At 46.0% G+C, this 24,983-nt stretch carries 22 protein-coding genes; 12 read left to right on the top strand and 10 right to left on the bottom strand.

All coding sequences use genetic code 11. The annotated features are described in order from the left end of the window. Positions 1–46 precede the first annotated feature (46 nt). Positions 47–862, bottom strand: a complete 816-nt coding sequence (locus tag QUA45_RS00565) for a retropepsin-like aspartic protease (RefSeq protein ID WP_333094851.1) — start codon at positions 860–862, stop codon at positions 47–49. Positions 863–980: 118 nt separating this feature from the next. On the opposite strand from QUA45_RS00565, the gene carA reads away from it, so the two are divergent. After that, positions 981–2,138: a glutamine-hydrolyzing carbamoyl-phosphate synthase small subunit gene (gene carA / locus QUA45_RS00560; RefSeq protein WP_333094853.1), complete on the top strand. Its 1,158-nt coding sequence runs from the start codon at positions 981–983 to the stop codon at positions 2,136–2,138. Positions 2,139–2,289: 151 nt separating this feature from the next. Further along, positions 2,290–2,646 (top strand): STAS domain-containing protein, encoded by a 357-nt coding sequence (locus QUA45_RS00555; protein WP_333037230.1) that lies wholly within the window; start codon positions 2,290–2,292, stop codon positions 2,644–2,646. Here the strand turns inward: QUA45_RS00555 and QUA45_RS00550 are convergent. Next, on the bottom strand, positions 2,633–2,932 hold the full coding sequence (locus tag QUA45_RS00550) for a hypothetical protein (protein WP_333094854.1): 300 nt from the start codon (positions 2,930–2,932) through the stop codon (positions 2,633–2,635). The two genes, QUA45_RS00555 and QUA45_RS00550, sit on opposite strands and share 14 nt — an antisense overlap. Positions 2,933–3,029: 97 nt before the next feature. Here QUA45_RS00550 and QUA45_RS00545 point away from each other — a divergent pair, with 97 nt between their 5' ends. The 3 genes from QUA45_RS00545 (at position 3,030) to QUA45_RS00535 (ending at position 5,658) form a co-directional block, all read left to right on the top strand. Further along, positions 3,030–3,476 carry a Mini-ribonuclease 3 gene (locus QUA45_RS00545; protein WP_190662113.1) on the top strand — a complete coding sequence of 149 codons (447 nt, stop codon included), beginning with the start codon at positions 3,030–3,032 and terminating at the stop codon, positions 3,474–3,476. 263 nt (positions 3,477–3,739) lie between these two features. Beyond that, on the top strand, positions 3,740–5,083 hold the full coding sequence (gene rlmB / locus QUA45_RS00540; RefSeq protein WP_333094855.1) for a 23S rRNA (guanosine(2251)-2'-O)-methyltransferase RlmB: 1,344 nt from the start codon (positions 3,740–3,742) through the stop codon (positions 5,081–5,083). A gap of 296 nt (positions 5,084–5,379) precedes the next feature. After that, complete coding sequence (locus tag QUA45_RS00535) at positions 5,380–5,658, top strand: DUF1816 domain-containing protein (protein ID WP_333082740.1); 279 nt, start codon at positions 5,380–5,382, stop codon at positions 5,656–5,658. A gap of 137 nt (positions 5,659–5,795) precedes the next feature. Here the strand turns inward: QUA45_RS00535 and QUA45_RS00530 are convergent, their stop codons facing one another. The 3 genes from QUA45_RS00530 to QUA45_RS00520 all read right to left on the bottom strand — a co-directional run bounded on the left by QUA45_RS00530 (position 5,796) and on the right by QUA45_RS00520 (position 8,662). Beyond that, the gene (locus QUA45_RS00530; RefSeq protein WP_333218890.1) at positions 5,796–6,632 is read right to left on the bottom strand and encodes an alpha/beta hydrolase; all 837 of its coding nucleotides are present in this window, start codon (positions 6,630–6,632) and stop codon (positions 5,796–5,798) included. Between the two features lie 56 nt (positions 6,633–6,688). Beyond that, positions 6,689–7,999 carry a serine hydrolase gene (locus tag QUA45_RS00525; RefSeq protein WP_333218888.1) on the bottom strand — a complete coding sequence of 437 codons (1,311 nt, stop codon included), beginning with the start codon at positions 7,997–7,999 and terminating at the stop codon, positions 6,689–6,691. 207 nt (positions 8,000–8,206) lie between these two features. Further along, the gene (locus tag QUA45_RS00520) at positions 8,207–8,662 is read right to left on the bottom strand and encodes a helix-turn-helix domain-containing protein (RefSeq protein WP_039886916.1); all 456 of its coding nucleotides are present in this window, start codon (positions 8,660–8,662) and stop codon (positions 8,207–8,209) included. A gap of 1,244 nt (positions 8,663–9,906) precedes the next feature. Here QUA45_RS00520 and gatA point away from each other — a divergent pair. Further along, positions 9,907–11,367, top strand: coding sequence for an Asp-tRNA(Asn)/Glu-tRNA(Gln) amidotransferase subunit GatA (gene gatA / locus QUA45_RS00515; RefSeq protein WP_333067011.1), 1,461 nt, complete (start codon positions 9,907–9,909; stop codon positions 11,365–11,367). Positions 11,368–11,485: 118 nt separating this feature from the next. Continuing rightward, positions 11,486–12,469, top strand: coding sequence for an alpha/beta fold hydrolase (locus QUA45_RS00510; RefSeq protein ID WP_333218886.1), 984 nt, complete (start codon positions 11,486–11,488; stop codon positions 12,467–12,469). Positions 12,470–12,573: 104 nt separating this feature from the next. On the opposite strand, the gene QUA45_RS00505 is transcribed toward QUA45_RS00510, so the two are convergent. Together QUA45_RS00505 and QUA45_RS00500 are read right to left on the bottom strand one after the other, a co-directional pair. After that, on the bottom strand, positions 12,574–13,317 hold the full coding sequence (locus QUA45_RS00505) for a pentapeptide repeat-containing protein (RefSeq protein ID WP_333094859.1): 744 nt from the start codon (positions 13,315–13,317) through the stop codon (positions 12,574–12,576). Positions 13,318–13,545: 228 nt separating this feature from the next. After that, a complete protein-coding gene (locus tag QUA45_RS00500) occupies positions 13,546–13,749 on the bottom strand; it encodes a hypothetical protein (protein ID WP_333094860.1) in 204 nt (67 codons plus the stop codon). Between the two features lie 170 nt (positions 13,750–13,919). On the opposite strand from QUA45_RS00500, the gene QUA45_RS00495 reads away from it, so the two are divergent. From QUA45_RS00495 to QUA45_RS00485, 3 genes are all read left to right on the top strand, one after another. After that, the gene (locus QUA45_RS00495; RefSeq protein WP_333218884.1) at positions 13,920–14,570 is read left to right on the top strand and encodes an ATP-binding protein; all 651 of its coding nucleotides are present in this window, start codon (positions 13,920–13,922) and stop codon (positions 14,568–14,570) included. 297 nt (positions 14,571–14,867) lie between these two features. Next, entirely contained in the window at positions 14,868–15,206 is a 339-nt protein-coding gene (locus QUA45_RS00490; protein WP_333094864.1) for a DUF3593 domain-containing protein, read from the top strand. Between the two features lie 329 nt (positions 15,207–15,535). Then, a complete protein-coding gene (locus QUA45_RS00485; protein WP_333218882.1) occupies positions 15,536–17,626 on the top strand; it encodes a serine/threonine-protein kinase in 2,091 nt (696 codons plus the stop codon). Here the strand turns inward: QUA45_RS00485 and QUA45_RS00480 are convergent. Then, entirely contained in the window at positions 17,603–21,442 is a 3,840-nt protein-coding gene (locus QUA45_RS00480; protein ID WP_333218881.1) for a DNA polymerase III subunit alpha, read from the bottom strand. The genes QUA45_RS00485 and QUA45_RS00480 overlap by 24 nt on opposite strands. 260 nt (positions 21,443–21,702) lie before the next feature. Between QUA45_RS00480 and QUA45_RS00475 the strand changes: the two genes are divergently transcribed. Then, complete coding sequence (locus tag QUA45_RS00475; protein ID WP_333218879.1) at positions 21,703–22,572, top strand: DUF4037 domain-containing protein; 870 nt, start codon at positions 21,703–21,705, stop codon at positions 22,570–22,572. A gap of 125 nt (positions 22,573–22,697) precedes the next feature. Here QUA45_RS00475 and QUA45_RS00470 read toward each other — a convergent pair whose 3' ends face one another. Next, positions 22,698–23,117 (bottom strand): lysozyme inhibitor LprI family protein, encoded by a 420-nt coding sequence (locus tag QUA45_RS00470; RefSeq protein ID WP_333218877.1) that lies wholly within the window; start codon positions 23,115–23,117, stop codon positions 22,698–22,700. 16 nt (positions 23,118–23,133) lie between these two features. Beyond that, a complete protein-coding gene (locus QUA45_RS00465) occupies positions 23,134–23,448 on the bottom strand; it encodes a DUF2499 domain-containing protein (RefSeq protein WP_172186134.1) in 315 nt (104 codons plus the stop codon). A gap of 399 nt (positions 23,449–23,847) precedes the next feature. Here QUA45_RS00465 and csaB point away from each other — a divergent pair, with 399 nt between their 5' ends. After that, positions 23,848–24,885, top strand: coding sequence for a polysaccharide pyruvyl transferase CsaB (gene csaB, locus QUA45_RS00460; protein WP_333218876.1), 1,038 nt, complete (start codon positions 23,848–23,850; stop codon positions 24,883–24,885). Positions 24,886–24,983 lie beyond the last annotated feature (98 nt).

The raw sequence follows: 24,983 nt of genomic DNA, 5'->3' as shown, positions 1-24,983 counted from the left end.
ATTTTCAATTTTTCTTTACTTCTTCCCTCTTCATTCTTCGTTTTTTTTAAGAGCGCGATCGAAATTCAATTACATCTTGCTTAATAGTCACATCTTTATTACCAAAAAAGTCGTGACCCAACAGTCCGATATCTAGGGATGGCGAGACTGCCACAACTACATTGTTAACTGCCAGACCACCTGCTTCAATAGAAGTCAAGCGACCGAGGGGAAAAGTAGCAACTCCGTTGGGAGTTTGTGCTTGCACTGTTCCCTGAAGAACAACGCCCAATGCTTTAGCCATTGCTGGTGTAATTACTGTGCCACTAGCTCCAGAATCTACCATCATCTCGAACTTTTGTTTGCCGTTAAACGTGACTTCTATGACGGGTATATTAGCCTCTCGGCGTTTGATTTTTGCCTGAAATACTCCCGACTTTGCCGCCGCCGAAGTGGTGGGAGTCAATTCTTTGGGGAGAAAACCGCAGACTGATTGGCTGAGGTTGATGGTTCGGCCTGACGAGCTCCTCATGAAGCATCCCTCACTTTCTTGAGCCACTGCTCGCGAGGAGTTGGCAACAGTCCCTACTAAAATTGAACTGCTCAGAGAAATAACCCCTGCTAAAACCAGTAAAGGTTGGTGCAGGCTGTTAGGGCTCAGAAGAGGCTTTTTTGAGTTTGAGAGTAAAGGCAAGGGAGATTTGCTGGGCATAGTTTGATTAAACGCTGTAGCTCGATCGTAACAGCGACAACTGCCTTTTGGTATAGATTTAGACTTTCGATCCTCATAAGCTGCTGGCAGATAAATTGCTGGCGCGGGGGGAGATGGAAAATTTGCACTTATTGCAGGTTTTTGATTATCTGTTGCTTCTGCCTCGGGCATAAGTGCCTTTTTTTCCCGAACCCTTGCACAAATTCAAATAATATCTGTATATTGCCGACTAGCATCAAATCCCTGGCAGTGGTAAGAATGAAACCAAACGAAAGTAATTAAGGATGCCATGTCACTTTCAACTGCACAACCCGCTCTCCTAGTCCTGGCTGACGGTACTGCTTACCGCGGCTGGTCGTTTGGCGCTGACGCCACCGTCGTTGGCGAGGTAGTATTTAATACGGGAATGACGGGCTACCAAGAAGTATTGACCGATCCCAGCTATTGCGGTCAAATTGTAACTTTTACTTATCCAGAATTGGGCAATACCGGGGTAAATCTCGAAGACGAAGAATCCTCGCGCCCACAAATTCGGGGTGCGATCGCCCGCAACGTATGCAGCCGCCCCAGCAACTGGCGCTGCTCGCAATCTCTGCAAGACTACCTGAAACAGTACGATATCCCCGGCATTTACGGGATCGACACCCGCGCCCTCACTCGCAAAATTCGCACGGTGGGAGCGATCAACGGCGGCATTTCGACCACGATTCTCGACCAGGCGGAACTTTTGGAGCAAGTTCAAGATGCCCCCAGCATGGACGGGCTGAATCTAGTCCAGGAAGTCACGACTCGCGAGGTTTACGAGTGGTCTGAAGCCACGGACTCGGTTTGGGAGTTCAGTCCTACAGTCAAACCTGCTAAGGGCAAAATGTGGACGGTGGTAGCGCTAGACTTTGGGATCAAGCGCAACATCCTGCGGCGTCTGGCGAGTTACGGCTGTCGGGTAATCGTTGTCCCCGCTGACACGTCGCCGGAGGAAATCCTCAAATACAACCCGGACGGCATTTTTCTGTCCAACGGCCCCGGAGATCCGGCGGCGGTAACGGAAGGGATCGCTACTGCGAAAGCTTTGTTAAAGTCGGACAAACCCGTATTCGGCATCTGCATGGGACACCAAATTTTGGGACTTTCCTTGGGTGCAGAAACTTTTAAACTTAAGTTCGGCCATCGGGGATTGAATCATCCAGCGGGTTTAACTCAGCAAGTAGAAATTACTAGCCAAAATCACGGTTTTGCGATCGACCCCGATTCCCTAGCCCCCGAAGTAGAAATTACTCATCTCAATTTGAACGATCGCACCGTAGCCGGATTGAAGCACAAAACTCTGCCGCTGTTCTCCGTGCAGTACCACCCAGAAGCCAGTCCGGGCCCGCACGACGCCGATTATTTATTCGATCGATTCGTGCAGTCAATGCGAGACAATCAGAAAATAGCCAGCAGTAAATAGTCCGCAGTCAGCAGTCAACCGTTAATGGCTGCTGCCTCAAAAAAACTAAAAACCACTGCAAAAAAAACTGTAGACAAAAGACCAAAAAACTCCTATAATGAAGCCTCGACTTTAAGCCATATCTAGCTAGGAGGGTGTCATTCCTGAGTCATTGACCCTGACCGTTAGCCTCAGAGGCACTCGCGAAGTCAAGAATAACTATCAGTTATTTCGCCTGACTGGCCTGCTGGACGCTTTTTCTGAGGCAACTTTTCGGAAGGTAATAAGCAAATGTATTGACGAGGGCCCAAAACACGTAATTTTGGACTTGTCTCAGATAGACTTTGTGGATAGTTCAGGCTTGGGCGCACTTGTGCAACTTGTCAAAAAAGCCCAAACCTTGGAAGGGACATTGCAAATTGTCTCAAATCCCCGCGTAACTCAGACTGTTAAACTGGTTCGCTTAGAGAAATTTTTGTCTTTGCAGCCTTCGGTTGATGAGGCGGTAAAAAACGTCAAGGATGCTTGACGCCAAAGTGAATTAAATTAGCTATCCGGTTCTCAACGCTGGATAGCAAATTTTTATTTTTGTGTTGGTAAAACAATACCGATTTTCCCAGAAGCTGCGACACTCGCCAGCCGCTATTTCCCCGATGTTTAGAGTTTCGATGGATGGGCAGTAAAATATGTGTGGCAAACACGCGGAAAAATGGTATAAAAATTAGAGCCTCCCAATTTGGTAAAAAGCCTTTTTTAGGAGTGCGATCGTCGCGAAAAGCTTTGTCTGTATATCTCGCTTCGTGCTCTGAGAGCAAACAGTCATGTAAAAGCTATAATTGCGGAAGTGACGAAAGACCAAATAAGTAAGTGACTAGAAAAACCAAGCTGTGCCGAAGTTTTATTTAAAAAAGTATGTCGCCGATCGCAGATGACGGACTCAAACTGAGTCTGACGGATATCAGTTTAAATCGAGTGCATCCTGCGAGGGCTACACCAGCAGAAATAGAAAGAATTTCGCCCGCAGCCTGGGCATATTTGGGAGATGCAGTGTACGAACTCTACGTTCGGAGTTCGTACTTAGTGCCACCCAAAAGATTGCAAGCTTATCACGAATTAGTGGTGGGGCAAGTACGAGCCGAAACTCAAGCGCGTCATTTGCGATCGCTCTCTCCTTACTTGAACAGTACAGAATTAGCAATTGTCAAGCGCGGCCGCAATGCTGCAGCGGGCCGTTCTAAGCGAGCAGATCCAGAGATATACCAACAAGCCAGCAGCTTAGAAACCTTGGTCGGATATTTGTATCTCACCGATCCTGAAAGATTGACTGAACTTCTGGCACTTTTAGATCTTGAGACTTAAAGGATGTAGCAGTTAAGAGTCGGGCATGGGGAGGAATTAATTAACCATCCTGGCACGGCTAACATAAAACCGCAAAAATCTCGATCGGCAAAACAGGATTTATCAGTTATTAACTAGCAATTTGAACACCGCAAAATCCTTGCTCCCTCCCTAGAATATCTAAAAACTCAAAGCCCCAAGATTGCTCCCTCAATCAAGAATCTCACATCTACAATCTACAATCGATTAGCCTTCAGCCAAAACGTTTTGACCACAAGAAACCAATGAGAAAATTTAGCAGACCAAACTCCTCGCGATCGAATTCCGACAGCAAGCCATTCAAAAGCGAAGGCCGCCGTCAGGACTCACAACCATCCTCTGCCCGCTTTGAACGCAAGCCTCGTCCCGACACTCGCGGAGTAGACGCGCCTCAAAAGCGATCGACCTTCGCCCCGCAATCGCGAGAAATGCCCGTGAGAGCAATTTTCAAACGGAGAGTCGATGCCGACGGCCAACCGGAAATTCGCAGAAATAATCCTTTCCAAGACAGAGACAGCAGCCCGCAGGAATCTAGGGGAAATTATTACCAAGACAGAGACAGAGACAGAGACAGCAGCCCGCAGCCGGCACGCAACAATTTCCGAGACAGAGACAGAGACAGCAGCCCGCAGCCGGCACGCAACAATTTCCGAGACAGAGACAGAGACAGCAGACCCCAGGAATCCAGGGGCAATTATTACAAAGACAGAGACAAAGACAATAGCCCGCAGGAATTCCGGGGCAACCATTTCAGAGACAGAGACAAAGACAGAGACACTCGCCCTGTAGACAGTGCCTCAAATACAGTCGTGCAACCAGACGCAGACACAGACGACATGATTTACGGCCGCCATGCGGTGCAAGCAGCTTTAGAAACAAACCAAGTCCTCAACCGGATTTGGGTTGTTCCCCACCTGCGCTACGATCCCCGCTTCCATAGCTTGCTAACCGAAGCCAAAGCCAACGGCAGCATCATTGACGAAGTTGACGATTTGCGCCTCGACTACATCACGCGCAAAGCAAACCACCAAGGCGTAGCCGCTCAAGTATCAGCCTACGAATACCTGGATTTGAGCGAACTGATCGCAAAGGCTAAGTCGGCTTGCGAAGATCCAGTAATTGTGGTAGCAGAAGGACTCAACGACCCGCACAATCTAGGGGCGATTATTCGCACCGCAGAAGCATTGGGATCTCAGGGCATGGTGATTCCACAGCGGCGGGCTGTTGGGATTACCTCGGCAGTGAGAAAAGTAGCAGCAGGGGCATTGGAAAGCCTGCCCGTGGCGAGGGTTGTCAATCTTAATCGGGCGCTGGAAGAACTCAAAGAGGCTGGATTTTGGATTTATGGCACTGCAGCAGGCGTCGGTCAATCTATAGAGACAGTCAAGTTCTCCGGGCCCACTGTTTTAGTGGTGGGTGGTGAAGCTGACGGTTTGAGCCTTTTGATACAGCGCGGATGTGACGGATTAGTTTCAATTCCTTTAAGGGGCCATACTCCTAGCCTGAATGTCTCGGTAGCAACGGGGATGGCTTTATACGAAATTTACCGCCAGCGCGGGCCCAAAAAGTTTCACGTACACGGATCGTAAAGGTGGTTGAAAAAAAGAGCACAACAGAGTAGCTTATTGTGAATGCCGCCCAGAATGGAGTGGCATCACACCTAGAACAAGTAAGGATAGCCGATCGACTGTCGTTACTTGTTTAGGCGAAAGTAGAAGGGGCCTTGCCCCTAGGTTCAAACAGGAATTCGACACCCATCTATTTAAATATCACCTTTAAATAGTTTTGGATCGTTTCTTGGCAGCAGTTAGCCACGTGTAAATAACAAAAGCCTAGGCGTGTTCGCAGCACCCTGAAAACACCGTCAAATACATTAGAAAAGCAGATGAAAGAATTCTTGATTAGCTTGCTCAACTTTTTCGGATTGGCTTGGTGGGTTGAAGTTAAAACTTCAGCGCCGCGGTGCATTTACTATTTTGGCCCGTTCTTAACCGATGGCGAGGCGGAAGCTGCAAAAGCAGGATATGTAGAAGACATAGAAAATGAAGGGGCAGAAGGTGTTAGTGTTTCGATTCACCGCTGCAAACCACTTACTTTAACTGTTGCAGAAGATTTGGGAAAGCTTGGTGATGGAGGACTCTGGCCGGTTTTGAGCGGTCAGTAGAAGCATGGGGAATTTTGAGTTTTGATGAGATATGGCTACGCTTCCCTCGCAACGCTGTGCGGTTTTGAGTTGTGAGTTGTTGTAACTTCAAAACTCTTGAGTGTTGGGTAATAAATTACTTGTGACAAACTCAAAACTCAACACTCGCAATTGCCAACTGCTTCGGGGTGACTCTCAATCCACCGATCGATGTCTGCGAGTACCCGATCGGGAATTTCCCAGGGGAACAAGTGGGCTGTATTGGGATAGCACTGCCACTGACAATCGTGGAGGTGGCGGGCGGTTTCTAAACTGGATGCTGAGGTGATGTGCCGATCGCCCTCTCCGGCCAACACCAAGCTGGGACATTGAATGTCGGCCAGGTGCAGCAGTCGATCGTATCCAGCCCTCAGAGCAGTATTTAACGCCTTGGTGGCCGTATTGGAAGTCTTGAGGTAGGCGGGGGTACCTGCCTGTGCTAAGTAGCGGTAAGGGGTGGCTTTATGCTGCTGTATCAAGTAGCGAAAGAGCGATCGCCTAGCAAAAGTATCAATATTCCACTGCCAACCGGGTATCGCCCAATTGATAATTCCGGCTAAACCGGTGTAAAGGTTATCTTGCCAAGAGATGGGAGGATGGCTTCCTCGCGGTTTGGCTGCAGATGCAAGGAGAATCAAACCGGTGACTCGCTGGGGATATTTCATGGCTAATTCCAGGGCTAAAATCCCTCCCAAAGACCATCCGATCACCAAACACCGATCGACTCCTAATCTATCTAATAGTGCTTCTAAATCGACCAGATGATCGGTCATTTCAAAGAAAGTTGAGGTGCGGCTGTTGCCGTATCCGCGCAAGTCTGGGGCAATAGTCTGGAACCGCTTTGATAGGTGTTGTGTGAATACCGACATACAATCGCCGGAACCTGGATGGCCGTGCAAGCAGAGAATTGGAAATCCTTTGCCTTTGACGGAAACACTGAGTTGTTGATGCGGCATTTTTTAAATGTTTGGGCGGTGCGTTCTCCCCCGCTATAAATTGTATATTCCAGCCGTTAAAAGCTGGGGTTTCGGACAATGTAATCGGCAATTTTAGAAATAGACTGGCGCATTGGTAGCTCGCCGCTGCGGCTGTCAATCACAGTAATCACATAAGCCTCGTCGTCAATGCTCATCGCTAAAGTTGTGCCGAGTACCAGGGAATTTTGGCCGGTTTTTTCGCCCAACCACTGAGCTTTAGTTCCTTGCAAGGCAGCAAATCCCAGAGCGTGATCGTACTGGCGGTTGAGAGTTTCTATTAACAGTTTAGCACCGGGCGTTTCGCCGTTGTAAATTTGCACCATCATTTCGGTGAGTTCGTTAGCGGTTAGGCGGTTGCGACCAGAACCGGGGTTGGAGGGCATAATTCTTTCCCCCATCAACTTGAAGTTGACGCGGGTGACTTCGTAACCGCTATTATTTAAATATTGATTGATGTAATCCGAACCCAAATAATCGATTAGTTGATTGGTGGCGATATTGCTGCTGCGATAGATCATTTCTTCTAACAGTAGCTTTAGCGGGTAATTGCGATTGGAGGTAATCTTTGCCGATGCGTCTTCGGTGAAATTACCGCGATTGACGAATACTTCCTGGTTCAGACTAATTTTTTCTTTTTCGACTTTTTGCATCAGGGCAACAGCAATCGGCAATTTAATTAAGCTGGCCGGACTGACAGGAGGCACATCGCCCCGGAGGTTTACGCATTCTCTAGAAAGGTTGCAAACACCGATCGAAGCTTCAGCCGATAAACCGCTTTCCCGGGCAAGCGCACCCAAAAAATCTGATTTTGCTTGCTGTACTTGAAAGGTTGCTGCGGTTAAATTTTCCCGGTATTCTTGAGTTTTTGAGGCAGTGAGGGAAGCTAAAAATGAATTTTGAGGAACTTGCTGCAAGTTGTTGAGCGCCTGATGCCAGAAAAATTGAGTTTGCTGCGAAGATTCGATCGACTTATTTGGCTGCCGTTGAGTTTCTACAGCTCGGTTGGCTAAACGGACTGCTTGCTGTAAGTCGTCCTTAGCCCTCTGTTCTACTAATATTTGAGCTTCCACCGCTTGCAACTGCTGTAGCAGTTGTTCTTGAGGATTGGCAGCAACAGGAACTAAGCGCGAGAGCAGGGTTGGTTCTGGGGAGGGAGAGGGGGGTTGTTCTAATTCCGCGATCAGGCGATCGCGAATTTTGTAGAGTTCGTCTAGGGAACGCGGGTTTGATGATTGAGAGAATGAACTTGCGATGGTTAACATCTGAACCAGTCCAATGCCGGCTACTACTGCCGCCATCTTGTTGGCGATCGACAAAAAACGCCTGATATCTCGCATATTTAACATCCTCAACACCACCACATTCAATATAAGCAGCTATTGTTACATCAGTCAAACAGTTTTAGATTTTAGATAAGAGAACAAATCTAAAATCTAAAATCTAAAATCTAAACTCTAAAATGGTTTTGATCCCGCCAATGTTGCAAAATATTAGCAAAATAAAGGGAGCGATCGCACCAAAGCAATCAACCCCCTTTAAATATGGCGAACTATCTACTTTTTGCGCCGCCGTCGCCAGTCAGCACCCAACCGCTTGAGGTAATCCCAGCCGCGTTGGGGCCAGACATGATCGCTACCGATTTTTTCGGCAATCCAGCGAGCGACTTTGGGGCCTGTCCAGTCTCCGCCGTCGGGGGCAGGACCTTGCAGCGCTTGTCGCAGTTCTTCTTGCTGTTCAGGATTCAGCAAGGATTTCGCAGGAGGGGGCTGGCGGTCTCCGCTGCGATTTCTCACAGAGTTAGGCCCTTCTCGGTTGTAGCGCTGGACAATTTCTTTGGCGTAGTCATAGTTGAGGCCTACGACTTGGGCTGCTTGTTTGATAGTCCAATTTCGGGAAACTAAAAGCAGCAAGTGCCAGCGGCGCGACTCTGTGGTGTTTTGTGCCTGCCGGTAGCGAATTTTGAGTTCCTCTGCCGTCAGGTGGGATTCTAAGTGAGCTTTAGGTGGCATTCCTCCAACGGGGCATCGGGAACTTCTTACCATATATCTTTGGTTTTGGGGATAATTCCGGATGAAATTATTTTCCTCGGGATCGTTCGGACAAATAAGTAGCTTTTTTTACCCCAGATGCACGCAGCTAGTCGCACTTGAGGAAGGACTGCTGTTTTTTGCAGGTGCGCGCAACAAAAGACCTCGGCGTGGCGGTGAGCGTTTCAAGCTTTTTTGTCAACCCCAGATTTCTGACAGGCTTTTTGACCGAAAGCATCCAGGATACAAGCCCCGGATTCATCCGTGGAGAAATAAAAAATCTGTATCCGATGAAAATTGCTGCCCGAATTTATCTGTGGGGTGAAGGCTTCAATCTAAAATCTAAAATCTAAAATCGATTGACCTCTGGCACAAGGGGCGTGTATCGGAAAAGGTCGATCGCTATTTTCTTCGATCGGGCAGCCGCCATTAATTCACTCGGATGACGGATAACTTTCAGTAAGTTTTGACTAAAAAAGCGCTTTTGATAATTTAATCCTAATTATTAGCGAATATCAACCATTGTCTAATATTTTATTAGTCATGATTTTCCATCTTCCTTTTATTTTTTTATTATAAATAGTTGTGAGCCGGAGAAACTCGTCAAAAATCAGACTATAATTTTTGGTTTTGGTTTCGGTTTATAAAAATAAATCTAACCCAACAAAAATATTAGTTTCCAGTCAAAAATATTTAATGTTGGCTGAGTATATTTACTGATACAAAGCAGTCATCATCAGAAATTAGTTGATTTTTTAAGGATTTTTTTATACCATAAATTTGGGGGTGTCGTCTAAAAGAACCTGGGTTCTAATATGTTAGAATTTAGATGACAGAATTGCGATTAACTGATTTCCTAATGAGGGTGATCTTGCATACACATTCTTGGAGGCAGAACCTCATTATGTAGGGATCGCATTGCACCTCTTACCCCTTACTCATATAAATCTCGCGTCAAACCACTTTTTGCATCAGTCGTGATACAGTTGCATTCTTGATTTGTTAAAAGATTAGGTGAAAAACTCGATCGCTATTTAGTGTTCGGTGGGATTTGGGCAATTTAATCAATTGTAGATAAAATGACCGATCGCGCGTTAGCGGATCCCTCTTAGAGGCTCGAACTTTCGCCACAAAAATAGCCGACTTTGCCTTCGGGCTGTAAGCAGGTACAATTGCCAGTTATATTAACTGTATTGTCTCAAAGTAGAAATGATAAAGGTACGAGCATGGCATCCATCCGCGAGTTGCACCGACAACTGGTCAATAAAGAACGCTCTGCTGTGGAAATTACTCAAGAAGCATTAGACCGAATTACCCAGGTAGAGCCGAAGTTGAAAAGCTTTCTGTGCGTGACGGCAGACAGCGCATTGGCGCAGGCCCATAAAGTGGATGCCCAAATTGCAGCCGGAGAGCAAATTGGCCTATTGGCCGGCATCCCGATCGCCGTTAAAGATAATATGTGTACCGAGGGCGTTCCCACAACCTGCGCCTCTCGAATTTTGGAGAATTTTGTTCCTCCCTACGATGCCACTGTCGTCTCCAAACTCCAAGCAGCCGGTGCGGTGATTGTGGGTAAGGCGAATATGGACGAGTTTGCAATGGGGAGCTCGACAGAAACTTCTGCCTATCAAGTTACCGCGAATCCTTGGGACTTGGAGCGCGTGCCCGGAGGGTCTTCTGGCGGTTCTGCCGCAGCGGTAGCCGCCGAAGAATGTGTCGTGAGTTTGGGTTCGGATACAGGCGGCTCAATCCGCCAACCTGCTGCTTTTTGCGGTTTGGTGGGGCTGAAACCGACTTATGGATTGGTTTCTCGCTACGGTTTGGTCGCCTATGCTTCTTCTCTCGATCAAATCGGGCCCTTTGGCCGGACTGTTGAGGATGCGGCGATTTTGTTGGGGGGGATCGCGGGTTACGATCCGAGAGATTCCACGAGTCTGAATGTTCCAATTCCTGACTATGCCCAAGCTTTGAGACCCAGTTTGCGACCGAAGGGTCAGATTAGAATTGGTGTAATTAAAGAAACTTTTGGTGTAGGGCTGGACTCGGGGGTTAAAGAAGCGGTTACTAAGGCGATCGAACAATTTCAACAATTGGGAGCAGAAATTCAAGTAATTTCTTGTCCCCGGTTCCGCTACGGTTTGCCCACTTACTATATCATTGCTCCCTCGGAAGCTTCGGCGAATTTGGCGCGATATGATGGAGTCAAGTACGGTTTCCGGTCTCCAGACCCCGATAATCTTTTGGATATGTATGCCAAAACTCGCTCTCAAGGGTTCGGTGCAGAAGTTAAACGCCGGATTGCGATCGGCACTTACGTACTCTCGGCTGGATATTACGATGCCTATTATCTAAAAGCTCAAAAAGTTCGGACTTTGATTAAAGAAGACTTTGAAAAAGCTTTTTCTCAAGTTGATGTTTTAGTCTGTCCCACTGCTCCTACTACCGCATTTAAAGCAGGCGAAAAATTCAATGATCCCCTGAGTATGTATTTGTCAGATTTGATGACTATTCCCGTGAATCTTGCTGGTTTGCCAGCTTTGAGTTTGCCCTGCGGATTTGATGATAAAGGACTGCCCGTGGGTATACAACTGATTGGTAATGTTTTGCAAGAATCTCGCTTGTTTCAAGTGGCTCACGCTTACGAACAGTCTACGAATTGGCACTTACACCACCCGGAATTGGATTAATTTTTGAAAATCGGCGGAATGCTGCGGCGGAAGTTAGTAATCGATCTTGGCTAATTGTCTGAATTAATCATTTGCCATTAGCTTTTGAGCGATCTCTAATTTCCCGCGTGCTCTATCTATGAACAAGTTGCTAGTATTCCTTTTGTCTAAATCGCTAATAGCTTTTGGGATAGTTTTGGCCGTTGCTTATTCTGCTGCTTGTGTATTCCTATTTGTAGCACAAGGTAAGTTTATCTTTTTTCCCGCGCGGGCGATCGAAACTACGCCAGATGATTTTCAGTTGAAATATCAAGATGTTTGGCTGCCAATTTCAACTAAAACAGGCGCGGTGGACAGCGTGCACGGGTGGTGGATTCCTGCCTCGGGAAATCCCCCCAACCCCCCCTTAGCAAGGGGTGGAGCAAGAAAGGGGGAGTCATTTCTGGGTACCCCCCAAAGTGACAAACGGGCCATCGCTGCGGTTCCCGCCCTTAATAAGGGATTAGGGGGGGTAGTTTTGTACCTGCACGGCAATGCTTCAAATGTGGGAGCAAATGTCGAACACGCTTATCGATTTCATCGATTAGGTTTGTCGGTATTTGTGATGGATTATCGCGGTTATGGAAAAAGCCAGGGCGATTTTCCGAGTGAATCTCAGGTTTATGAGGATGCTCAACTTGCTTGGGATTATTTGGTGAAACAGCGGGGGATTAACCCGAATCAAATTTATCTCTACGGTCATTCTTTGGGAGGCGCGATCGCGATCGATCTAGCCGTGCGTCACCCGGAGGCGGCGGGGTTAATCGTAGAAGGCTCTTTTACTTCGACGCGGGCGATGGTTAATTTCCAAAAAGGGCTGTTTTGGATGTTTCCGATAGATTTGTTGCTGACACAGCGGTTTGATTCTCTTTCAAAAGTCGATCGCCTGCAAATGCCCGTGCTTTTTATTCACGGGACTGCTGACCATGTAGTTCCAGTCGAAATGAGCAAAAAAATGTTTGAGGCAGCACCTGAGCCCAAACAGTTGTACATAGTTCCTGATGGAGGTCACACTAATGTGGCACAGATCGGGGGCGCAGAATATCTGCAAATACTGAGCCAATTTTTAGGTTCTTCAAAGTAGATAAAAGCTATTGGCGGTAACAGGTTTAGTTTAATATCTGTACCGCCTGCTCGCACTTCTGACAGTACATATCTGAAGCGGAGCAATTAGGGCGATTATACCGTTTAGTAAAATCTTAATACATTCAGCCACCAGTCATTCAAAGCATAGCAGTAATTGCAGTAATTGTTCGTGCTTATCGCTTGTTCTTTCTTAACTTCGCAGCCTCGCCGAGATATTTTTCTGTTCGGCATCCGGGCCCCGCAGAGATTGGCATCTGTGAGATTAGCTTTGTTCAATCTCGCATCCCTCAAGTCGGCAGATCTAAGGTCTGCACCGCTGAGATTTGCACCGCTTAAATCGGCTTCTTGGAGGTCTGCACCGCTGAGATTTGCACCGCTTAAATCGGCAGTTCTCAGGTCTGTTCTACTTAGTTTAGCGGCGCTCAAATTACTGCATTTTAAATTAGCCAACTGGAGGGATGCGTCTCGCAGAAAACTCTCGCTGAGGTTGGCATTTTCTAAGTTGGCTCCCCTGATGTCTGCCCTGCTCAGGTCGGCTTTGCGGAGGTCGGCGTCAGCTAAAAAGGCGTTTCTCATGTTGGCGTTGTTTAAATTAGCTTCCATTAAGTCAGCCGCAGTCAAGTCGGCATCAACTAAGTCGGCCCTGCTGAGAGTGGCGCGGCTCAAGGAAGCGCCAAACAAATCTGCACGGCTCAAGGAAGCGCCAAATAAGTCGCATCCGGGACATCCTCTGGTTTCTAGCAGCCGCTTGACTAGAGACAGATTTTGAGCCTGTAAGGGAAGTGCGGCGCAAAATGGGAGTAGCATTATCGCTGCAGTCAGAATTTTCAGTTTGATTTTGGTCATAGTCTGGGTAAGTCCTGTAACTGCCTTTCATCACCGATTTGTCTGCTGGACTTACGTGCGGGGGACCAAAAACCCGGTTTCCTCGTTAATTCCTCGCTGTCAAACCCAATATTCTGAGCAGAAACTGGGTTGTTTGCGTAAGTCCTAGTCTAGTGGATGGACGCGGCTCGACGGCGTAAGGTTCGTAGGCGTAAGCCGGGGCGTAGCCATCGCGCTCACCGATATTACTTACGCGTTGGGGATGAAAGCCCGCACATCAAGGCTCCCTTGCAGCGAACGCCGATCGGCCGGAGGCGCTAAATGCCAGGGATTCTGGCGACGGCTGCGGCAAGTGACCGACTCCGACAGCAGATAAGTATTTGTAATCGATGCAGTTGGATTTTGCTGCCGAGGGCGATCGTTCTCCGTACAGGCGATAGGTAAATAAGCCAATTGGCTTAGACTCTTAAGACATATTGCTGATGCGCTGCCTTCTCTAAAAAAGATAGCATTTTTGTACGATCCCCGAAATAATACCGAGCCAGCAAGTATAAAAAAAGTACCAAATGTCTCGGCGGGTGGGAAAATAGGGTACAGCTAATACTTTCAGACGAGGAAAATAGATGTCCAACAGCATAGATCAACTTGCAGAAGGCGGCAGGGGGATCAAACTCATGTGGCAGATTGCAGACGAGCTCAGTTACACCCGGACTCTCGACAATCGAAATTGTTTGTCGCTGAGCAAAACTTACGAAGTAGAAGGTCGCAATCAATCCCAAAATATAAAAAAAGCTAGCGTTTTAGATGGGTTAATAAATTTATTAAATACCTGGGATTGGCAGACTGAAACAGAGCAGCAAGAAGAGCTGCATGAAACTTGTGTTCAACATATTAGCCTGCAAGTCAAAACAGATGTCAATGCTTTAACTCAAGTTTTGTTGTGGTTTGAACAGTTGAAAGATTTATCGCTCCCCAATGAAGTTTGGTGGAACTTACAGTTGGCGTTGGCTGAAGGTTTCACTAATGCAGTTCGCCACGCTCACAAAAATCTGCCAGCAGAAACTCCTGTTCAACTGGAAATTAGGGTGTTCAACGGACGGTGGGAACTCAAAGTTTGGGATTGTGGCCCGTGTTTTGATTTTGATGCTAAGCTGAAGGAAATTCTGGCAGCCGATAGAAATAACGGCTTGAATTTAGAGGTTTGGAACGATCCTTGCTTAATGCCTAGCAGACAGAAAACTTTGGAACTGTCTCTATTTCTGATTGCTGGGTAGCGTGGGAGTGAGGGACAAGTAACAACTGGCACGGTAAAAAATGTGTTATGGTAAAAACGGTGTTAGGGGAAAAGTTACGGGTTTTGTCTCCGCGTGGGTAAGGGGGTTTTGAATACTGCCAACCTGCTGCGGATTGGGCTAAGAGCTATGGTCTTGGGTAATTCTATAGCGGTTTGATAGAAACGGGTGAATCTGTCTAATTAAATATTAAAAACTCAACATTAAAAGTTAAAAATTATTCACACTAATTTTTGATGTTTTAATTTACCATAGTATCTGGTCGCTCACCAATTACTAATGATTTCCAAAGAAACTTTATTTGTTCTGTCTCTATTTCCTTACTTGGGATTTCTCTGGTTTTTGACTCGATCGGGACAAACGCCCCGTTTAGCTCTGATGGGATTTTACGGCACTCTCGTTTTTGTAGCGGTGACGATTCCCGCCGCAATTTACGCAAAAGTTGCCTACAACGAGTCACTAGCAAATGTCGATTGGCTGCACGGTTCTGCGGAACTATTCTTAACACTTGCCAATATTTTATTAGTTTTAGGCTTTAGAGAAGCAGTGATTAAAGCCAAAGCATCCTCACAGAAGGGTGGCGAGGAGCCAGAGGGTCTTTTAGATGGGGGAGAATAGCCGAGTTCATCTCAGTTTTGCATTTACTCTCCGCATAAATGCTCCAGAATAGCCGTAGTTAACAGTTAATTAACTGTTGACATACCAGTTTGTGAGCCGCCAACCGGCAAAATTTTAGGAAAGCATTAGAATATATGGAAACTCACATCAAGCACTTCTAGTGTCCTCACCTTGGTTTCTTGCCACGAGCTCAACTTGAGAGCGGAGATTTTGGGTTAAGAAAGCAAGTTTCTCAGGTATTATCGAGAATGGTGCTCTGGGCGTGAGTGGAAACAGACTACCATGTTGCTAAGTTTAGCTGTGGTGGGAATCTCCAGGCCGGAAAAAAGATGAGCTATTGCCTCAATCCCCATTGCCAAAAGCCGCAGAATGCTGACTCAACCAATTTTTGTCTGGCGTGCGGCTCTAAATTGCTACTGAAAGAGCGTTACCGCGCCATTCAACCTATCGGTGAAGGAACATTTGGCAGAACTTTTTTAGCTGTCGATGAAGATAGGTTGAAAACTCCCTGCGCCATCAAACAATTTTTCCCCCAAGTTCAAGAAAAAGCTGAATTAGAAAAGGCAACTGCACTGTTTAAACAAGAAGCTCACCGATTGCACGAACTCGGAGAGCACCCGCAGATTCCAAGTTTGCTGGCTTCTTTTGAACAAGCAAAACGTCTGTATCTTGTGGAAGAGTTAATCGAGGGAAATAATTTGTTTCAGGAGTTGCAGCAGCAGGGAGCTTTTAGTGAGGAACAGATTTGGGAATTGTTGATCAATTTGTTGCCTGTTTTGCAATTTGTTCACGAGCAGCAGGTGATTCATCGGGATATTAAGCCGGAAAATATTGTGCGGAGAACTCCACAAACCTTGTGGGCTGCGGCGGGATATAGCACCTCAATTCCTGGTAAAGGAAAAGCAGGGGCAAATTTACCTCAATCTTCTGCTGGTATGAAAGGGCTAATTGTCGCTGAATCTCCTGCTGTACAGGGGAAGCCCAGAGGCGGTCAGTTTGTGCTAGTAGATTTTGGAGTTGCTAAGCACATTACCGGCCTTTCTGAGGCGCAAACTGGGACGATAACTGGAACTGCTGGCTATGCGCCCATCGAACAAATTCGCAGCGGCAAGGCGTATCCGGCGAGCGACCTTTACAGTTTGGGCGTTACCTGCATTCACCTGCTAACTGGGGCGGTATTGAAGGATTTGTTCGATGCTTTGGAATGCAAATGGATTTGGCGATCGCACTTGGCGCAAAAAGGCATAAAAGTCAGCCAAAAATTAGCAACTATTTTGAATAAATTACTCAAAGATTCGGTACGAGAGCGATATCAATCCGCTGCTGAAGTGTTGCAAGACTTGGTAAATATTGGGCAATATCCCCGCTCTCAAATTTCTTATAATTATCGAACCAAAATCGCTATTAATTCGCCAGTAACTAACTCGCAGCCAAATACAGCAACCGCCGTCTCTGCCGCGCCGCCCCAGAAGATTCATGTTGTACCATCCGCTGGCAATCCGAGATTATTGTCGTCTAATAACTGGCGGTGCGAACGCATTCTCCAGGGTCATTCGGCCCCGGTTAATGCTGTGGTTATTAATCCTCAAGGTAATATTCTCGCTAGCGCCAGCGACGATAAAACAATTAAGCTGTGGAACCTGCAAACAGGTGAATTCATCCATACTTTTTTCGGACATTCCGCAACGGTTGATGCTGTGGCAATTAGCCCAGACGGGAGAATGCTGGTTAGCGGCAGTTTTGACAGAAAAGTTATTGAGTGGAAGCTGGATAAAAAGGCGATGATTCGCGAATTTTACAGCGATTTTGGGTCGCCGTACAGTCATCGTTACGGCTCCGTGTACTCGGTGGCTTTTAGTTGCGACTCTGGAGCGATTGCTAGTGCTAGCGGCGACCAGAGTATTAAATTGTGGAACCAGCGCAACGGAGAATTGGTTCAAAAACTTTCGGGACATTCTGACAAGGTTTTATCTGTTAGTTTTCGTCCTCAAAGTATGATGCTTGCCAGCGGCAGTGCTGACACAACTATCAAGATGTGGCTTGTAGGTATTGGGGAGAGTGTACGGACTTTTGTCGGTCATTCAGATTGGGTTTATGCGATCGCATTTAGTCAAGACGGCAAAATGATTGTCAGTGGAAGTGCCGACGCTACTGTTAAATTGTGGAATGCCGATACAGGGGAATTGATTAATACTTTGAGGGGGCATTCTGATGCGGTGATTTCGGTGGCGATTAGTCCGGATCGCGAAACTATGGCTAGCGGCAGTCGAGACGGTACGGTTAAACTCTGGAACCTGGAAACAGGAGAATGTTTGTGCAGTCTGGCTGGGTGCAATCCGGTGGCTTTTAGTCCTGACGGTCAAACTTTAGTCACCGGTGGCGATGGCGGCGAAGTGTTAGTTTGGCGGGCGTCTGTTTAATTGGGCGAGATAATTGAGATACTGGTGAAGGCGATCGGTTTCAGTGTCAAGTAAACGACTGGCCCAAGAATGTACATTAAGTTGCGATCGCATTTCTCGAAATACCGCAGCATCCCCGCGATTGTCTAGAGGAAAAACCCCAGCATCAAATCCAGCCGACTTGAGACGGCTAACAGTTCCCTCGCCATCTTGCACCCACAGTTGAGGGTTAATGCGAAGGGGTTGACAGGAATATTCACCGACAACCATTCCCCCCACAGAAACGCTAGCACCTTCTCCACGATTGGAAAGTTCTTGCAAAATAGCTTTGAGGGAATTGAGTTTTTTCCCGTCTTGTACTTGTTGCGGTGTAAGCTTGACAATCACCATTTCTAAAACTTCGACCGGTTTTGTCGATCGTACAATGTTGACTGGTTCCGCCGGCCAAGGGTTGTTTATTTCCGGTTCCGCCCTCTCGATTTCCTCTGTAACCTGTACTGTTTCAATCTGCTTTGCAGTGTCTACAATTATCTGAATTTCCTCCCCATCTTTCTCAATTTTTCCACTAATCTGTAAGATAGCATTCTCTACAATGTAAGGCTTCACTTGTTCGTAAGCCTTGGGGAACACAACAGCTTTTATTTGATGTGTCAAATCTTCTAATTGCAAAATAGCCATCGCCTCGCCTTTTTTTGTCACTACCAGTTTGATAGCGCTCAGCATGACAATAACTGATACTTTCCCCTTTTTATCTGCTAACTGTTCGAGAGTCACAACATCGGAATTTTCGTTTACTTGCATGAGAAACTTTAGGGGATGTTCTGACACATAAAAGCCAAGTAATTCTTTTTCTAAACGCAATTTATCTTGTTTTTCAAAATCTTTTACCACTTTAGATCTTGGCGCAGACTCATAGGTATTGACTGACTTGCCAAAGCTATTCGCACCTAACAAATCAAAGAGATTGCCTTGGCCGCTTTCTCGGTCTCTTTTGCGCTCTTGCGCCCATTTAATCACCCCTTCGAGGTCGTGTACTAATTGATTGCGGTTGTTTTCAATTTTATCAAAAGCACCGCATTGAATTAATGCTTCTAAAGCGCGGCGGTTGACAGAATGGAGATTTACGCGATCGCACAAATCAGCCAACGATTTAAACTTACCCCCTTCTTGCCGGGCCGCCAAAATATTTTCAATTGCCGCTTCTCCCACATTTTTAACAGCCGAAATTCCAAACAAAATTTTATCTTTGGCAGAGCCAGTCATCTGTTTGGGCAGCGGTGTAAAAGTAAGTTCCGAGCTATTAACATCTGGCGGCTCTACCTCAATACCCAGCTTAAGACAATTGGCAATATATTTCTGTACTTTATCCTGATCGCCCCTGTTAGCAGTCAGCAGTGCAGCCATGTATTCGAGAGGATAATTCGCCTTTAAATATGCAGTTTGATACGTGATATACGCATAGGCCATTGAATGGGATTTATTAAAACAGTATTCAGCGAATTGCAGCATCTGCGCGAACAGTTTATCAGCAATTCTTTGACTGACTCCATTCTTAGTAGCCCCGTCGATAAACGTTTCTTTTTGCTTCTGCATTTCATCAGCTTTCTTCTTGCCCATTGCGCGCCGCAGCAAGTCAGCTTGCCCCAAAGAATAGCCCGCCAAATCTTGAGCCATCCGCATAATTTGCTCTTGAAAGCAAAGCGTTCCGTAAGTCTCTTTTAAAATCGGTTCTAATAGCGGATGATCGTACTCAACTGTTTTACCGTGCTTGCAGTCAATAAATTGCGGAATCAAACCTGCATCCAGCGGGCCGGGTCGGTAAAGTGCCAAAATAGAAGAAATATCATCCAGACAGGAAGGTTTGAGTTTTTTCACTACATCCAGCATTCCAGATGATTCTAGCTGAAAAATACCTTCTAAATCTCCTCTTTCTAAAAGTCTATAGGTTTTATCTACATCATCGGGTAACTTTTTGATTCTGCCAAAAGTCTCTTGAGCTCTGCGCTCTATATCAGAAGGTAGCATTTCTGGATCGACAATTAGATTTTGGGTTTGCTTAATATAATCAACAGTCTTCTGGAGAGTTGTTAAATTTTTCAATCCCAAAAAGTCCATTTTTAGCAGCCCCAAAAATTCCAAATCTTCCATGAAATATTGGGTAATCACAGCACCCTCATTATTCTTTTGCAGCGGTACAAGTTCATCCAACGGCTCTGAAGAAATTACCACACCTGCCGCGTGAACGCCATAGGTTTTGTTGGTTCCTTCAATACGAATTGCCATGTCAATCCACTGACGAACGGGGACTTCAGTACCAGTTTCTGCATTTATGCAAATTGTATTTTCATAGTTGTCTTTAAATTCCTGTGCAGGTGTGTCATCGGAAATCATCACTTTAAGTTTTTCCGGTTTTCCCCTAGACACTGGAATTAATTTTGCCATTTCGTCTGCTTTTTTGTAGGGAATACCTAACACCCTGCCAACATCTTTTAAGACTGCTTTTGATGTCATTCTGTTGAAAGTAATAATTTGCGCTACGCGCTCGCTACCATATTTTTCCGTAACGTATTTAATCATGTCGTCCCGCCTTTCTATGCAGAAATCGCTATCAATATCTGGCATAGATTTGCGTTCGGGATTGAGAAATCGCTCGAATAGTAATCCGTGGTGTACGGGGTCTATATTGGTGATTTTGAGGACGTAGGCAACTAAAGAACCTGCGGCAGAACCGCGTCCTGGCCCTACTGGAATATCGTTATCTCTAGCATATTTTATGTAGTCCCAAACTACTAAAAAGTATTCCGAAAAGCCCATCTGCTGAAGCATTTTCAGTTCGTATTCAAGTCTTTGTTTGTAGATGGGGGGGATTTCATTTCTGGTGCGGGCTTTGAGGCGTTCTAACAGTCCCAGCCAGGATATTTCTTCTACATAAGTATCGGCTGTATGTTCTGGGGGAATTGGAATTGTGGGAATCCGAGCTTCTCCTGTGAGCTCGTATCTCGATACTTTATTTGCGACTTCTAGGGTATTTTCGATCGCCTCTTTGATTGTTTCATCATCCAAATGGTCTCGAAACAGTTGCGCCATCTCCTCTGCGGACTTTAAATACTCAGTGCCGCTGTAGCGCATCCGCTTGTCTTCTTCAATCAGTTTGTTGGTGTTAATGCACAGCAAAGCATCGTGTGCTTCTACGTCGTTGCAGGAAATATAGTGAGAATCATTGGTGGCAATTATTTTAATCTTTAGTTCGCGGGCAATTTTGACGATTTCAACATTAACAATCCGGTCTTCCGGGGAACCGTGGTCTTGAATTTCTATATAGTAATCTTCCCCAAATACTTCTTTATACCATGTGGCTACTTCACGGGCAGCATCTAGCTTGTTTTGCAGAATCATTTGGGGAACTTCCCCGCCCAAACAAGCACTGGTGACAATTAAACCTTCGGAGTATTGTTTTAGCAGTTCCTTGTTGATGCAGGGGCGGGCAAAAATACCTCTTTCAGGCATTCCCTTTAAGTGGGAAATTGTGGTTAGTTTGACGAGGTTTTTATAACCTTGGGTATTTTTAGCTAAAACAACTTGATGGTATTTTCTTCTACCTCGAACTTTGACTTCAATGTCGCCGTTGACGACGTACATTTCATTGCCAATAATCGGCTTAATATTTTTATTTCGGCAAACTTTGATTAGCTCGATCGCCCCGTACATCACCCCGTGGTCTGTAAGGGCGATCGCGGGCATCCCCAATTCCACCGCCCGTTCTGCGAGCTGCTGTAGCTGAGACGCCCCGTCCAGCAGGCTATAATCGCTGTGAATGTGCAAACCAACGAAGGACATAGCGATTTTAGATTTTAGATTTTAGATTTTAGATTCTACACCATTGGCGTGTCAAAGCGTCAAATAAAAAACAAAGCTTTATATCACTTTTGAGCTGGTTTAGGTTGGAGGTCTGATGTAGCAGCGCATCAGTTCGCCTCCGCCGTATTTGTTAACAATTATCAATTGTTGAGTTACGATTTCAAAGTTATGCGTTAAAATATTGAGCGCTAGAGTTAAGCATTTGCTGTGATTTTTTAAGTGCAAAACAAGGTAATTAAATGCTGCACAATTATCAACTAGCTCTCGAAGAAATTCCATCAATGGCTCAAACTATTGGGGAGCAGTTTAGCAGTTTGCCTCAAGTTGTAGCCGTCGTTTTAGCAGGTTCTAGAACAACTATAGTTACGGATGAGTCGTCGGATTTTGATTTTTACGTATATGTTAAAGAGGAAATTCCTGTTGACATACGGGAGGCAATAGCGAGACAATTTTCCGATCGCATCGCAATCAACAATCAATTTTGGGAACCCGGGGACGAGTGGATAGATATTAACACTGGCTGCGGTATAGATATTATGTACCGCCAGCCCGAATGGATCGAAGAAGAACTCGATCGCGTCTTGGTCAAACATCAAGCATCAGTAGGTTATTCAACCTGTTTTTGGTGGAACGTTCTCACCTCAGTATCATTGTATGACAGAGACGGTTGGTTTCAGCAATTGCAAGCCAATGTCGATCGACCTTATCCCGAACCACTCCGTCAAGCGATAATTGCCAAAAATTATCCGATTTTGCGCCACCTGATTTTTTCATTTCGCCACCAGTTAGAATCCGCTGTTTGGCGCCGCGATTCAGTAAGTATTATCCATCGAACAGCAGCTTTTTTAGGTAGTTATTTTGATATTGTTTTTGCTATTAATTCTATCCCTCATCCGGGCGAAAAACGTCTGGTAGAAAGGGCAACAGCTTTGTGCTCAAAATTGCCTGAAAATTTGGATAGCCCGATTCACAGTCTAACTAATTCTATTTCGTTACCTGCGGGCTATCGCCAAATTTTACATTGTCTTGATGGACTGGTTGACAGTCTCGATCGATTGTTAATTGAGGCAGGTTTAATTGCTACTAATTCTGTGGCGTTGCAATTCTGAAAGATGGGTGAATTAGATTTTTTTACGAACCGCTTTCGCGAGCACAGGCGGGACGCCTGTTCCACAAATACAGGCGGGGCGCCTGTTCCACAAACCGATCACCTCCCTAAATAGCGATCGAACTTTTACAAATTTGCTTGTTTCAAATAACCTTCCAAATCTTTAATCCGTTCTTGCGTCACTCTGGCCCTGCAATAACCGTAGGTAGAAGCAGCCAAACTACCGCCTTCAAACTGTCCTTTTGCATAATCACAATTTTCATCTCGAAATTTGATCCAAGTACGCTGTGCCACCGTCAATCTCTGCTTTTGTCTACTGCTGATTTTTGCTTGCAGTTGCTGATAGACTTGATTGAGCTTTTTGTCGGCAGCCTCAAACTCTTGACTGGAACAGACATTCATCTCTAGCGTGGTTTGAGGATTTTTGCAGTTAGGCTGTTGGGCGACTTGTACAGGGATGTTGCTGGCTTTGCTGGGAAGCAAAAATCCGGCTGTCAACAAAAGCAAACTCGCCGCAAATTTTACCCAAATAGTGCTATTTTTCACTTAGTTTCTCCCTTTTTTAATCTTTAATTTTCTCTGCTGGCTGCGCCGATCGCCAAATCCACCAAGCCGCCGCCCATAGAGTAAAATTGCCAATGAGAGTCATCGCCGCTTGCAGGGTAACGATCCATTCTAGGGCGGGAGAGTTGTCAAAATAGTGCCATGTACAGGCACACATAGCGCTGACAAGAGCGGGCAGCATTCCGGCGGAAAGGGCCCACCAAGCTCGGTTTTGAGTGACTTCGCCGTAAGTCCAAATTAACCAGATGGCGGCAATCCACTCGACGACGCTAGAGATGTGAATAATCCAGGTGGGAATTGACAAAGCGTGCATTTTTTGTATCGTGAACGAAGATGAAAGATTTATCGATCTGGACTTACACAACTGTCATATAAAGTATGATGAGTCAGTCGATTTTAGATTTTAGATTTTAGATTTTAGATTTACTCCACAGATGAATCTTGGAGCTTGAGCTTTGGTCTAAAATTTTAGGAGCATCCACGACTTAAGTCGGGGCTTGTACCTGTTTTTGGGCTGGTCATACAATTTTAGATTAGCGAGTTGAGATTTTATTAGATTTGCGATTTGAGCTGACTGATGACGTAAAGCCTTGAAGCTTGCTGACAGTAGCATTTTTTTGGTAGTAGAATCAAATCTCAAATATCAAAAAAATCTAAAATCTACAATCTAAAATAGTTAGATTCCCCATCACAAACAAAGAAAAGAGTAGAAATGCGAGCAATTTTGTGCGGCTATTACGGTAAAGGCAACGGCGGCGACGAGGCGCTGTTGGCATCGCTACTGCAAATGTTACCAGATGGCGTGACGCCGATCGTCCTGTCTGGCAATCCTGTCGAGACAAATCAGCGGTACGGGGTAGCTGCGCGCGATCGCATGAATGCGTTGCAAGTTCTCGAAGCACTCCGCACCTCCGACGCGCTAATTTGGGGCGGCGGTAGTTTAATCCAAGACGCTACTAGCATTGCGAGCCCTTTCTATTATGGCGGTTTGATGGGAATAGCGCAGCGGATGGGCTTAAAAACTGTTGCCTGGGCCCAGGGAATTGGGCCTTTAAAGCGGGAAATGACTCGCAAGTTATCTCAGCGGTGTTTTGCTGGATGCACCGCCGTCAGCGTGCGGGATAAAGGTTCAGCTACTTTACTTGCAAATTGGAAAATTCCTTTTACTTTAGCGCCCGATCCCGTGTGGGCTTTGGAGAATTCCCCTGTGTCGGGTTTGTGGGATTTACCTGCGCCCAGAGTTGCTGTTTGTTTGCGTTCTCATTCTACACTAACTCCCGCCCGTTTGTCAATCTTAACTCAAGCTTTAGTTGATTTCCAAAAAGCAACTCGCACCTTAATTTTGCTGCTGCCTTTTCAAGCGTCTCACGACTTAGAAATTGCCCAACATTTGCACGAAGCGCTGCCGAAAAGGAGTCGCATACTCAGTTTAGACGACCCCAGAAAATTGAAAGGAGTATTCCGGGGAGTCGAAATGGCGATCGGGATGCGCTACCACAGTTTAATTATGGCCGCATCCGAAGAATGCCGCTGTTTTGCCCTCAGCTACGACCCCAAAGTCAGTCAATTGATGGACGAGTTAGAAATGCCGGGATACTTATTATCAGAATTGCCAGACGATCCTTATTTAATCAGCAAAACCTGGATGGAACACTATGCTAACGGCGACGCATTATCGCCAGACAGGATAAAATTTATAGTAGGGCGATCGCTCTTTCATCGCGAAGTATTGCGAGCCGCGCTCCAGTAATCTCATTCAGAGGTGAAATACAATGACAGTCAGTACAGCAGACTTAAAAATTACCTGGGAAAAATTGCCCGACGACTTCATTTTAGATGAGGAACCTG

The organism is Microcoleus sp. Pol12A5 (assembly GCF_036701435.1).
Classification (GTDB): Bacteria; Cyanobacteriota; Cyanobacteriia; order Cyanobacteriales; family Microcoleaceae; genus Microcoleus.
The sequence above is the reverse complement of the archived record's forward strand: the minus strand, read 5'-3'. Positions and strand labels throughout refer to the sequence as shown.